The 12,803-nt window shown below is 73.8% G+C and carries 9 protein-coding genes; 2 read left to right on the forward strand and 7 right to left on the reverse strand.

The annotated features are described in order from the left end of the window. Positions 1–14: 14 nt before the first annotated feature. The 5 genes from AB0F89_RS12145 to AB0F89_RS12165 form a co-directional block, all read right to left on the reverse strand. Positions 15–863, reverse strand: coding sequence for a S1C family serine protease (locus tag AB0F89_RS12145; RefSeq protein WP_367135535.1), 849 nt, complete (start codon positions 861–863; stop codon positions 15–17). 45 nt (positions 864–908) lie between these two features. Then, on the reverse strand, positions 909–3,014 hold the full coding sequence (locus AB0F89_RS12150) for a putative bifunctional diguanylate cyclase/phosphodiesterase (RefSeq protein WP_367135537.1): 2,106 nt from the start codon (positions 3,012–3,014) through the stop codon (positions 909–911). A gap of 294 nt (positions 3,015–3,308) precedes the next feature. Beyond that, positions 3,309–4,073, reverse strand: coding sequence for an ESX secretion-associated protein EspG (locus AB0F89_RS12155; protein WP_367135539.1), 765 nt, complete (start codon positions 4,071–4,073; stop codon positions 3,309–3,311). Beyond that, positions 4,070–5,764, reverse strand: coding sequence for a hypothetical protein (locus AB0F89_RS12160; protein ID WP_367135541.1), 1,695 nt, complete (start codon positions 5,762–5,764; stop codon positions 4,070–4,072). Before AB0F89_RS12160 ends, AB0F89_RS12155 begins: the two co-directional genes overlap by 4 nt. Before the next feature lie 13 nt (positions 5,765–5,777). After that, positions 5,778–6,194 carry a hypothetical protein gene (locus AB0F89_RS12165; RefSeq protein WP_367135543.1) on the reverse strand — a complete coding sequence of 139 codons (417 nt, stop codon included), beginning with the start codon at positions 6,192–6,194 and terminating at the stop codon, positions 5,778–5,780. Between the two features lie 156 nt (positions 6,195–6,350). On the opposite strand from AB0F89_RS12165, the gene AB0F89_RS12170 reads away from it, so the two are divergent. Next, positions 6,351–9,131 carry a BTAD domain-containing putative transcriptional regulator gene (locus AB0F89_RS12170; protein ID WP_367135545.1) on the forward strand — a complete coding sequence of 927 codons (2,781 nt, stop codon included), beginning with the start codon at positions 6,351–6,353 and terminating at the stop codon, positions 9,129–9,131. 150 nt (positions 9,132–9,281) lie between these two features. Here AB0F89_RS12170 and AB0F89_RS12175 read toward each other — a convergent pair whose 3' ends face one another. Continuing rightward, a complete protein-coding gene (locus AB0F89_RS12175) occupies positions 9,282–10,937 on the reverse strand; it encodes an FAD-binding dehydrogenase (protein WP_367135547.1) in 1,656 nt (551 codons plus the stop codon). A gap of 141 nt (positions 10,938–11,078) precedes the next feature. On the opposite strand from AB0F89_RS12175, the gene AB0F89_RS12180 reads away from it, so the two are divergent. Beyond that, a complete protein-coding gene (locus AB0F89_RS12180; RefSeq protein WP_367135549.1) occupies positions 11,079–11,480 on the forward strand; it encodes a cupin domain-containing protein in 402 nt (133 codons plus the stop codon). A 205-nt stretch (positions 11,481–11,685) separates the two neighbouring features. On the opposite strand, the gene AB0F89_RS12185 is transcribed toward AB0F89_RS12180, so the two are convergent. Beyond that, complete coding sequence (locus tag AB0F89_RS12185) at positions 11,686–12,516, reverse strand: hypothetical protein (RefSeq protein WP_367135551.1); 831 nt, start codon at positions 12,514–12,516, stop codon at positions 11,686–11,688. Positions 12,517–12,803 lie beyond the last annotated feature (287 nt).

Raw genomic sequence — 12,803 nt, forward strand, 5'->3', positions numbered from 1 at the left:
CCCGATCCAAGCACTCAGGACAACCCGCCGACGATCTGCTGGACCTGGTTCGACGGGATGGCGAAACCGATGCCGACGCTGCCCGCCGCACCGCTGTCGGACGCGGGGGAGTAGATCGCCGAGTTGATGCCGATGACCTCGCCCGCCGCGTTGACCAACGGCCCGCCCGAGTTGCCCGGGTTGATCGACGCGTCGGTCTGGATCGCCTGGTAGCTGACCGACGAGGAGCCGCGGCGACCGGTCGACGTGCCCGGCACGGTCACCGTCCGGTCGAGCGCGCTGACGATCCCCGAGGTCACGGTGCCCTGCAGGCCCTCGGGCGAGCCGATCGCCACCACCTCGTCACCGATCCTCACCTGGTCGGAGTCGCCGAACCGCGCCGGCGTCAGCCCGCTCACCCCGGCCGCCCGCACGACCGCCAGGTCGCTGCCGGGGTCCGTGCCGACCACCTCGGCGTCGACGGTCCGCCCGTCGCCGAGCGTCACGCTCACCTGCTGGGCGCCGGCCACCACGTGGTTGTTGGTCAGGATCCGGCCGTCCGAGGTCAGCACCACGCCCGAACCGAGGCCCTGGCCCTGCGCCGACACGACGTTCACCTGCACCACGCTGGGCAGCACCTCCGCCGCCACCGCCGAGACGTCCGCGCCGGACGTCGAGCCCAGCGAGACCGGGCTGCTCAGCGACGACGGCGCCGCCGTGCCGCCGGACGCGTTCAGCGCGCCGACCACCCCGCCGGTGACACCGCCGAACAGCGCGGCGACCAGCGCCGCAGAGGTCACCACCGCACCCGTGCGCCGCCGCCAGAACGGCGGGGGCTCCTCCAACGACCCGCGCACGGCGGGGAAGTCCTGTGTCGTGGTCATGCACCCAGGGTCGGCCCGGATGCTATGAGCAGGCTGAGGGTCCGGTCAGGACTTGCCAAGAATCGCGACGACCTCGTCGAACGACAGCGGCGGCCCGTACAGCGGTCCCTGCGCGCCCACCACGCCCAGCTCCACCAGCCGCCGCGCCTCGACCTCGGTGCGCACGCCCGACGCGTACAGCGGCAGCCCCAGCGTGCGCGACCACGTGAACAGCGCCACGGCCGCGCTCTCCTCCAGCGGGCTCGCGCCCTCGCCCAGCCCGTGCACCGGCGGGCCCTGGAACTTCACCGCGGTCAGCGGGATGCGCCGCACCCGCTCCACCGGCACGCTGCCGCCGCCGACCTGGTCGAGCACCAGCCGCACGCCGTGGTCGGCCAGGAACGTCAGCTCCTCGGCCTGGTCGTCGCTGATCAGCCCCGGCAGCTGCTCGCCGAGCTCGAACTGGAGCAGCCCGGCGGGCAGGCCGTTCTCCCGCAGCGCCCGCCGCACGGTCGCCACCAGCTCCGGCTCCTGGCACTGCCGGGCGGACAGGTCCATGCTCACCACCGGCGCGGCGTCGCCGAACTCCGCGTACCAGCGGCCCGCGTCCGCGCACGCCTGCTCGATCGCCCACCGGCCGAGCCGCGCCACCATCCCGGTGCACGTCGACAGCGACACCAGCGACTGCGGGTCGAGCACGCCCTCGGTCGGGTGGTCCCACCGCAGCCGGGCCTCGACGGCCAGCAGCGAGCCGTCCGCCGGCGAGCGCACCGGCTCGTAGTCGACCCGGAACTCGCCCTGCTCCAGCCCGCCGGAGATCGACGCGGCCAACCGCATCCGGGCGCGTTCCCGCTGGTCGCGCACGCTGTCGTAGAGCGCCCACTGCGCCTTGCCGTCGTCCTTGGCCCACCGCACGGTCAGGTCGACGCGGCGCAGCAGCTCGGCCGCGTCGGCGCCGCGGGCGGGCTCGACCACGATGCCGACGCTGGCCGTCACGCCGATCCCGTCGTCACCGACCCACACCGGTTCGGCCAGCAGCTCCACGGCCTCCTCGGCGAGCGCCACGACGCCCGCCACGTCGGCCGGGTCGCGGACCAGCACGCCGAACTCGTCCGGCCCGATCCGGGCCAGCTGCCCGACCCCGTCGAACACCGACCGCAGGTGCCCGGCGACCGAGGTCAGGATCGTGTTGCCGACCTCGTGCCCGAACGCGTCGTTGACCACGCGGAACCCGTCGAGGTCGAACACGACCAGCGCGAGCCGGTCGGGACCGCGGGAGCCGACCGCGCCCTCCAGCCAGCCGACGAACTGCGCCCGGTTCGCCAGGCCGGTCTGCACGTCGTGCAGGCTCTGCCGGACCAGCTGGGACTGCAGGGCGCGGACCTCGTCCAGGCACTCGATCATCGAGACGTAGTAGGCGGGCTCGCCGTCGTCGTCGCGCAGGAGGGCGAGCGCGATCAGCACGTTGACGGGGTCGCCGTCGGCGCGGACCAGCTTCGTCTCCACCCGCACGTGCTCCTGCCCGGCGTGCAGCCGCTGGGCGGCGCGGGAGACCGACTCCCTCTCGTCCGGGTGAACCAGGTCGCGGCCGAACGAGCCGACCAGGTCCTCGGCGGTGTGGTCCAGCATGGCCAGCATCGCGTCGTTGCAGTCGAGGATCGTGCCGTCGACGTCGGAGATCGCTATTGCCAGTGCGGAGGTCTGGAACACGGCGCGGAACTTCGCCTCACCCGCTCGGAGGGCGGATTCAGCTGATCGGGTGGTGCTGAGGGCGGTGACGCGGTGGTGTTCCTGCTCGTCCAGCGCGCGGCGGCGGAGGGCTTCGGTGAAACCGGCGGCGACGGCGGCCAGCACGGCCATCAGCCGGCGCTGCTCGACGGGGGCGCCGACGTCGTCGGGCAGGTGCTCGCCGATGAACGCGAGCGTGAGCTCGAGCGTGTCGGTGGCCGTTAAGCCGTGCTCCACCAGGCCGTGGCCGACCTGCTGCGCGGACGTGGGGTCGTTGTGGACGGCGTCGTGCAGGGTGGCCGTGAGGCCGGTGAGCAGTTCGTCCAGCCGCGGGTCGGGGTCGTCGTCGGGTGTGGTGACGGCCGCGCCCCAACGGCGTGCGAACGCGGCCCGGGATTGCCCGGGTTCGTCACCGGATCTCGCTGCGCCTGCCTGTTCGACCATCTTCATTCAGTTCTGCGGGCCAATCGTCGAGGGTCACCCGGTCGTCGGCGTGTCGGGCGAGGAGATCATCGTGTTGCGCCGACGCGCGCATTTCCGGCCAATTGTCACTCGAATGGTGTAATGCGGACCGTAGGTCCCATTCAGCTTACTGGCCACCGGTCCGCGCACGGCAAGGCGTGCCGCGTTCCGAGCGTTGAATTCGGGGGTCCTGGACGTAGGACACGCGCGACGTGAACGTAGGACACGCGCGAGGTGGGCGTAGGGCTCTCGCGAGAGCCCTACGCCCACGTGCGGTCAGGAGACCGTCGAGAGGACCTTCGCGATCCTGGTCGCGATGCGGTCGTTGTCGGTCGGCGCGAGGCTGAGCCAACCGTCCTCGTGGACCATCAGGTACCGGCCCTGGTGGGTGTCGAACCAGGTGATCAGCGCGCCGGCCCGCTCACGGCGGTAGCCGCCGCCGACGGTGACGCCGAACTGGCCGCCCGCGACCCGGTTGCCGGCCAGCTCGCTGACCGTCGTCGCGTCCTCGCGGGACAACCCGGCCTTCTGCAGCGCCTCCCGCTCGTCCAGCTCGCCGCCACCCCACGGGTCGTCGTCCTCGTCGTCCTGCGGCTCGTCCTGCAGCGCCACGGCCGCCTGCAACGTCTCCAGCCGCAGCGACAACGCGCTGCCCGGACCCGCCGACCCGTCCGGCAGGACCTCGACGATCGCCCTGGCCAGCGCCGTCGGCCGGATCTCCAGCACGCCGATCGAACCGCTGTCGATCACCGCCAGCGCGCCGCGCGACCCGTCGGACACGGCCAGCGCCCGCACCGCGCGGTCCACGTTGGCGACCGCGTCCACGGCCAGCTCGTGGTCGCCGAGCAGCCGGAGCAGCGCCACCAGCCGGGGGTCGGGCTCGCCGTACGAGGCGAGCACGTCCTCCCGCACCCGCTTGCGCTCCTCCTCGGTGGCGCCGTGGCTCGGCACGTCCAGCGGGTAGGGCAGCCGGCCGAGGTCGAGGTGGTGCCACAGCACGTCCAGCTCGCGCGGCGTGAGCACGAACTCGGGGTCGATCACGGCTGGTCGCCCTTCTTGCGCGGCTTCGCGCCGCCGATCACCGACGGGGGCAGGTTCTCGCCGGGCACCTCGAAGATGTCCTCGCCGCGGATGTACGCGGCGGCCCGGTGCTCCTTGTCCTCGCCCTGCTGGCCGCCCGCCGGCGCGCCACCCATCGGCGCGCCGCCGGCCATCGGGGAACCCGCCGCGCTCGCGCCGCCGGGGCCGAAGCCGCCGACCGGCATCGGGCCGCGCGGACCGGGGCCGCCGACCGCACCCGTGGAGCTGCCCGCGGCCAGCGAACCGCCACCGCCACCGGCCCCGCCGGACCCGGTCGGGCCGAAGCCACCGCCACCGCCACCGCCGCCGAAGCCACCGCCGCCGCCGAAGCCGCCCGCGCCGCCGCCGAAACCACCGGGCGGCATGCCACCCGCGGGCATCCGACCGCCGCCGGGAACGCCACCGCCACCGCCGCCACCACCGGGGGCGCCGCCGCCGGGGACGTTGCCGGGCAGCGGGGGAGTGCCGGGGCTGCCGGCCGGGACGTAGGCCGGCGGCTTCACGCCGGGCGGCAGGGTGCCGCCACCCTGGCGCGGCACGGTGTTCGGGTTCGCCGGCTGGTACGGCGGCACGTAACCGCTGCCGCCGGGCTGGTTGTACCCGCCGCCGGACTGGTAGTTGCCGCCGCCGGTGTAGGACGAGTTGGACGGCGGCGTGTACGGGTTCGCCACCGGCACCTGGGCCGCCGCGGCCGCCGCCGTGGTGCCCTCGGGCCGCCGGTACGCCGTCATCGGGGTCGCCGGGGTCGTGGACGCGACGCCGGTGTACGCGCCGCCCGCGGGCGCCGTCGGCGACTGGTAGGAGGCAGCGGCCGGCGCCGCGTACGACGCGTTCGTGGTCCCCGAGGGCTGGTACGCCTGCCCCGCCTGCAACGCCTGCGCCTGCTGGTGGGGCTGGGCCTGCGCCGACGCGTAGGACGCCGACGTGGTCCCGCCCGCGCCACCGCCGCCGCTCGCCAGGGCCGCGTCCGCCAGCGTCGTGGTCGACATCGCCCGCATCGTCGCGACCTGCGGCTCCTCGGTGCGGCCGGTGACCGGGTTGAACGGCGCGCTGAACAGCGGCGTCGTCTGGTCGACGGCCTGCGACTCGCGCTCCATCGTGGTCATGACCGTGATGGCGTGCTCGTGCAGCGCCCGCGCGTGGTCGTTGGCCGCCTGCACGTCGGCGGCAGAACTGGCCAGCCCCGAGATGCCGCCCGCGGTGAACGCCCCGGTCGCCTGGTCCCAGTTGAACTCGACCGGCGCGGGCATGCTCGCCCGGGCGTTCTGCATGATCTGGCTCTCGTCCTGCACCCGCTTGCCGACCTCGACCGCGGTCTCCGCGGTGTGCGTGACCCAGTCGGCCAGGCCCTTGATCGCGAGCCGCGCCGCGTCCGCCGCGTCACCGGTCCAGCCGGACTCGCTGACCGCCACCCGCTCGTTGATCAGCCGCGCGGCCTCGGTCAGCTCGGTGCCGAACTGGCCCCACTCCGCGCCGATCTCGCCGGTCTGACCGGGGTCGTTGTTGTTGTGCACGGCCTCGTACAGCTCGCGGTGCGACCTCGACGCCCAGTTCTGGGTCTCGGTGAGGACCAGGTCGACCTCGCGCTCCTCCCGGGTCAGCCGCCTGGCCTGCGCGGCCTGCACGGCCCCGGCCACCTGCTCGTCCGCCATCGTCGCCGCTCCCTCAGTTCCCGCTCAGCCTGGTCAGCGCAACGCTGCTTTCCTCGTCCACCGCGGTGAAGTTGCGGATGGCGCTGCGCACCGAGTCGTGCGTCTGCTGCAGCACCTCGCGGTAGGCGGTCATCACGGCCACGAACGACCTCGGGTCGCCGTCGGCGCGCGCCTCGAACTTGCGGGCCAGCCGGTCGCCGACGGGGTTCGCCCCGATCGGCGCGGGCCGGGCGAGCCGCCCGGCGCGCTCCAGCCACGAGTCGACCTGGTCGATCTGCTCCAGGAGCATCTTGCGCAGTTCCTCGCCGGTCGCGGGGTCGAGCGAGACCCGGCCGGAGTTCACGGTCTCCTGGAGTGCCACGACCTGCCCGTTGACGGTCGGGACCTCCTGGGGCGGGGCCACTTCACCCCCGGTTTCGGCGACGTACATCGGTATCCCTCGCGAAGGCGGCCTGCTGGACGGAACCCACCGTCCCGGAGCGCTCCAACGCCCGGCCAACGCGCGCCCAACGCGTGCTCCCGAGGGGTCGTCACGACTGTGGGAAACTCTGCGACTACACGGTGACAACGCCGAAAGGGCTTGCGGATGCGGGTGAACCTGCTTGGCCCCGTCGAGCTTGTTTCCGCAGGTGGCGAGGTCGTCCGGCTGGGCGCCGCCAAGCGGAGGACGGTGTTGGCGGCCCTCGCGCTCGAGCTGAACCGCGTGGTGTCCGGCGACCGCCTGCTGGAGCTGGTGTGGGACGGCTCACCACCGCCGCAGGCCAAAGCGGCCTTGCAGGGACATATCGCCCAACTCCGGAAGGTCCTCAACGGCGGTGTAGCGCTCGTCACGCGTGCGCCCGGTTACGCGCTGACCGGCGACCGCGCGGCCGTGGACGTGTTCCGGTTCGAGGACCTGCTGGCGGCGGCCCGCGCGGCGGCCGACGACGAGGCGGTCGGGGTGCTGCGCGAGGCGTTGGGGCTGTGGCGGGGTCCGGTGCTCGCCGACGTGCCCGGCGACCAGCTGCGCGAGGCGGTGTCCGCGCGGCTGGAGGAGCTGCGGCTGGTCGGCGTGCAGGAGCTGGCGACCCGGCTGGTGCGGCTGGACCGGGCGGCCGAGGCGGTGGCCGGGCTGCGGGACGCGGTGGAGGCCAACCCGCTGCGCGAGGCGCTGGTGGCCCGGCTGGTGCTGGCGCTGCACCGGACCGGCCGGCAGGCCGAGGCGCTGGCGTTGTTCCACCGGACGCGGGAGCGGCTGGCCGAGGAGCTGGGCGTGGACCCCGGGCCGGAGCTGCGCGAGGCGTACCAGGCCGTGCTGGCGGGCGACGCCACGCCGGTGGACCGCACACCGCCGCCGGTGCCGCCGCCCGCGTCGCCGCCGCCCGCTCGCGAGCACCGCGCCCCCGCCCAGTTGCCGCGCGAGCACCGCGGGTTCGTCGGGCGCGAGGCGGAGCTGTCCGACCTCGGCGCGAGCCTGAGCGGCCAGGACTCGGCGATCGGGCTGCTGGTCGGCCCGGCCGGGGTCGGCAAGACGGCGCTGGCGCTGCGCTGGGCGCACGGGGTGGCCGGCGACTTCCCGGACGGCCAGCTGTTCGTGAACCTGCGCGGGTTCGACGAGACCGAGCCGCTGGATCCGCGCACGGCGCTGGTCGGGTTCCTGCGGGCGCTGGGGCTGACCGACTCGCAGATCGCGGTCGACCTGGAGGACCAGGCCGCGCAGTACCGGTCGCTGCTGGCCGGGCGGCGGGTGCTGGTGTTCCTGGACAACGCCCGGTCCGCCGAGCAGGTCCGGCCGCTGCTGCCCGGCTCGTCGCGGTGCCTGGTGCTGGTGACCAGCAGGCACCGGCTGGACGACCTGGTCGTCACCGAGGGCGCGTCGTCGCTGCACGTGCCGACGCTGCCGGAGGCGGGCGCCGAGGACCTGCTGACGGCGGTGCTCGGCCGGCTGCGGATCGAGCAGGAGCCGGACGCCGTCGCCGAGCTGGTGGAGCTGTGCGACCGGCTGCCGCTGGCGCTGCGGATCGCGGGCGCGCGGCTGGCGTCCCGGCCGAGGTGGACGATCCAGTCGCTGGTCGACGAGCTGCGCGACGAGCAGGGCAGGCTGTCGGCGCTGTCGCTGCCGGAGGCCGGGCGCGGGGTGCACGCGGCGCTGGCGGTGAGCTACCGGGAGCTGCCCGAGGGCGCGGCGCGGCTGTTCCGGCGGCTCGGGCTGCACCCCGGGACGGACCTGGACAGCTACACGGCGGCGGCGCTGCTGGACATCAACGTGGTCAGCGCGCGCACCCACCTGCGCACGCTGGCGTACGCGAACCTGCTGCACGAGTCGACGCCCGACCGGTACTCGCGGCACGACCTGGTGCGGCTGTTCACCCACCACCTGGCGGCCACCGAGTCCGAAGTGGACAACCAGGTGTCGACCAACCGGCTGCTGGACTACTACCTGCACGTCGCCGACCGGGCGCGGGCGCACCTGTCGGACCACGTGCGGCCGTTCGGACCGGCCGAGCACCGGCCCTCGTCGTTCCCCGAGCTGTCGTCGCACGCGGCGGCGCTGGACTGGTTCACGCTGGAGGAGGCGAACCTCGGGCTGGCGCTGGACATCGCGGTGAACGGCGGGCAGCGGGAGCGGACGTGGCAGCTGGCGCTGTGCCTGGACGCGTTCCACTTCCGGCGCGGGAACCGGCTGGACCGGCTGGCGCTGTGCCGCATCGGGCTGGCGGCGGCGCGGGGGCTGGGCGACCGGCACGCCGAGGCGACGTTCCTGCTGCGGCTGGGTTCGACGCTGGCCGACCTGGGGCGGATCGACGAGGCGGTGCGGGCGTGCACGCGGGCGGCGTCGCTGGCGGACGGCGACCGGCACCTGGAGCTGGCGGCGTTGGCGAACCTCGGGTACTGCCTGATGGCCGACGACCAGCTGGACCGGGCGCAGGAGACGATCCTGGAGGCGCTGGAGGTGGCGCGGGAGGTCGGTGACGACCGGTCGCAGGCGAGCATCCAGAACAACTTGGCGAACGTGCTGCTGCGCAAGCACCAGCCGGAGGAGGCGCTGCGGCACGCGCGGGAGGCGCTGAGCCTGTTCCCGTCCGCGCCGTCGAAGGCGCACACGGCGACTCTTCACACCGTCGGCGCCGCTTCGCAGCAGCTGGGCCGTGCCGACGAGGCCCTGGAGTCCTACCGGGCGGGCCTGGCGCTGGCCGCCCGCCTGGGCGACCGCTACCAGGAGGCCCTGTGCCACCGCGCGATCGGCGACGTCCTGGAGCAGTCCGAAGGCCCCTCCGCCGCCGTCCCCCACTGGCTGGCGGCCCTGCACCTCTACCGCGACCTGCGCCTCGCCGACGCCGACGACCTGGCCCGCAAACTGGACCCGGCTACCCTCTCCTCCCCCTGACCCGAACGTTGAACTCGCCGGTCCTGAGTGTTCGACTCGCGGCACGCGAGCGTTCGACTCGCGCGGGCTGAACGTAGGACTCTCGCGCGAGTCGTACGTTCAGGTACCGCGAGTCGAACGCTCGCGTACCCCGAGTTCTGCGTTCGGGGGTCAGGCGGTGGCGTCGGCGGCGGCGCGGCCGGCGGTTCGGCCGGAGAACAGGCAGCCGCCCAGGAAGGTGCCCTCCAGGGCGCGGTAGCCGTGGACGCCGCCCCCGCCGAAGCCGGACGCCTCACCGGCGGCGTAGACGCCCTCCAGCGGGGCGCCGTCGGACTTCAGCACGCGGGCCGAGAGGTCGGTGTGCAGGCCGCCCAACGTCTTGCGCGTCAGCACGGACAGCCGCACGGCGATCAGCGGACCGGCCTTCGGGTCCATCAGCGCGTGCGGCTCGACCACCCGGATCAGCTTGTCGGTGATGAACCGCCGCGCCTCGCGCATGGCGTTGACCTGCATGTCCTTGCCCAACCCGGACAGCACCTGCCGGTCGCGCCGCACGATGGTGCGGCGCAGCGCGCCGGCGTCGATCAGCGACGTGCCGGTCAGCGCGTTCATCCCGGCCGCCAGCTCCTCCGGCGTCCGCCCGAAGATGAACTCCTCCGACCGCTTCGCGAACTCCTCGACCGGCGCGACCGCGCCCGGCATGGCCCGCTTCAGCACGGCCTTGACGTCCTTGCCGGTCAGGTCGGGGTTCTGCTCCGACCCGGACAGCGCGAACTCCTTGCCGATGATCCGGCTGTTGAGCACGAACCACGAGTACCCGTGCCCGGTCTTCACGATGTGCTCCAGCGCGCCGAGCGCGTCGAACCCCGGGAACAGCGGGATCGGCAGCCGCGACCCGGTGGCGTCCAGCCACAGCGACGACGGTCCGGGCAGGATGCGGATGCCGTGCCTGCTCCACACCGGCGCGTAGTTGGCGATGCCCTCGGGGTAGTGCCACATGCGGTCTTCGTTGATGATCTCGCCGCCGGTGTCCTGGACGACCTTCAGCATCCGGCCGTCGACGTGGTCCGGCACGCCGGACAGCATGTGCTCGGGCGGCGTGCCCATCCGCGACGGCCAGTTCCGCCGCACCACCTCGTGGTTCGCGCCGATGCCCCCGGACGTGACGATGACGGCCTGCGCGCGCAGCTCGAACTCGCCCGACGCGGTCCGCGAGCTCGGCTCGCCCCGACCGGCCGTGCTGACCTCCAGCACCTCGCCGCGCACGCCGTCCACCGCGCCGCCGGTGGTGGTCAGGCCGGTGACCCGGTGCCGGAACCGCAGCTGCACGAGCCCGCGCGCCACGCCCTCCCGCACCCGCCGCTCGAACGGCGCGACGATGCCGGGGCCGGTGCCCCACGTCACGTGGAAGCGCGGCACGGAGTTGCCGTGGCCGTCGGCCAGGTACCCGCCGCGCTCGGCCCACTGCACGAGCGGGAACCAGCGCACGCCCATCGCGTGCAGCCACGACCGCTTCTCACCGGCCGCGAAGTTCACGTACGCCTCGGCCCACCGGCGTGGCCAGAGGTCGGCGTCCCGGTCGAACGCGGCCGAGCCCAGCCAGTCCTGCAGGGCCAGCTCGGCGGAGTCCTTGACCTTCAGCCGCCGCTGCTCCGGGCTGTCGACCAGGAACAACCCGCCGAACGACCAGAACGCCTGACCGCCCAGGGACGCTTCCGGCTCCTGGTCGAGCAGGATGACCTTGCGACCGGCGTCGACCAGTTCAGCGGTGGCGACCAGGCCCGCCAGGCCGGCGCCGACGACGATGACATCAGCGTCATGAGGCATCGGGCGAGTCTAGATCGAAGCGCGGCGCTGGACGATAGTTGAAGAAAATTCACCTTAGGGAGTGGTGGCGGTGTCGTACACGGGGGACGTCGGCGAGGTCAGCGCGGTGTGGCGGCCGGTCTCGGAGGTGCCGATCATCGGATGCGGCCGCCCGCCGGTGGTCCGGCGGCGCACTTCCACAAGACGTTCTCCGAGTCGTTCCACGTCATCTCAGGAACGGTCCGGTTGTACGACGGCGAGACGTGGGTGAACGCGACCGCGGGCGATTTCCTGTACGTCCCGGAGGGCGGTGTGCACGCTTTCCGCAACGACTCCGACGACCCCGCGTCGATGTTGATCCTGTTCGCCCCGCGCCGCCGCGCGAGGAGTACTTCCGGGAACTCGCCGAGATCGGTGAGTCGGGTTGGGAGCGGTATCAGGCCGCCGGCCGTTCGGTGGGGGGAACCGGAACGGCCGGCGGTGGTCGGGCATGCGTGGGCGCACCTGCAACGTCTCGGGGAGAGGTGCCGCGCGGGCCGAGGGGGAGGTGCCCTGCGGGCCTGACGTCCGGTGCGGCGTCCACGTGCCGACCAACAGTAGAACGGGTGGTGACCTGCGGGTGTTCCCCGGGGGGCGGTGGGGTGTCGGGCATCACCACGAGTGTTCGCGCGGGGTGGCGGGAGGTGGTGCGGGGCGGCCGGTGAGGGCGGTGAGGGGCGCTGCGAGGGTGGCCGGTGGGAGGTGGTGCGAGAGGTGCGGGAACGGCTGCTCAGGCGTCGCCGCGCAGTTCGCCCATCCGGGCCTCCGCGCCCGCCAGCTTGTCCCGCGCCGCCTCGGCCCGGCGCTCGGCCCGCGCCAGCCTGGTCGACGCCTCCTGCTCCGCCCGCTGCGCCCGCCGCAGCTCGGCGCGCAGGGTCGCGGTGTGCTCCTCGCGCTCGGCCAGCGCCCGCTCGGCCTCGGTGACGGCCGCGTCCGCCTTCTTCACGTCGGCCCGCGCGCTGCCGACGTCGTCCCGGGCCCGCTCCAGCTGCCGCTCCCGCCGCTGCTCGCGGCGGGGCGCCAGGTCGTCGCGCACCGGCGTCGCGGTCCCGCTCAACGGCCCGAACCCGGACTGCTCGACCGGCTTGACCAGCCGCCCGGCCTTGATCCGCGCGGCCAGCACGTCGTCCGCCAGCGCCGCCGTCAACGTGGTCCGCACCTGCTGCACGGCGTCCGGCCCGAGCGGCCGGCCGGCGTCCCGGGCCAACGCCTCCACCCGCCGCACGAGGGCGCTCAGCACGGCCCGGCGACGGGCGCCCAGCTGCCGCAGCGCCCCGCCGCGCAGCTCCTCCTGCGCGGCCCGCAGCTCGTCACCCAGAGCGACCGCCTCGGCCAGGTCGGACGCGCCCTCGCGGGCCAGCAGGTTCAGCGCCCACGCGGACGACGTCGGCTTGCGCAGCGCGGCCACCTGCTTGGCCAACGCCTGGTCGCCGCGCTCCGCGGCTTCCCGCGCGCGGGCGTCCCTGGCCGCGACGAACCGAGCCGGCGGCAGGGCGTACAGCTCGTCGGCTACCAGGTCGATCGGTGCGGGGTCCACGATGTCGACCAGTGTGCTCGCCATCGCGTTGATGTGCGATTTGTTACCGATTCCTCGCAGGTCCGGGCGGTTCACCGTTGACAGTGGTTGACATTCCGGCCGGTCGGCTCTTGACTGGAGGTGCCGCACCCGTTCCGGTGTTCTGCGGCACTTCTCGCGCGTTCGCGCAATAGGCTGTTCAGTCCAATAAGGACACTTCCATTGGGCTGTTCGTCCGATTGTTACCCGGGGGTCGGGGAGATGTGCTTGCGCCAATCTTTCCCCACGAAGGGTTTGCGCCGTGATCAACTCAGGAAGTCGGTGGAGACACC

This window comes from Saccharothrix sp. HUAS TT1, assembly GCF_040744945.1.
Classification (GTDB): Bacteria; Actinomycetota; Actinomycetes; order Mycobacteriales; family Pseudonocardiaceae; genus Actinosynnema.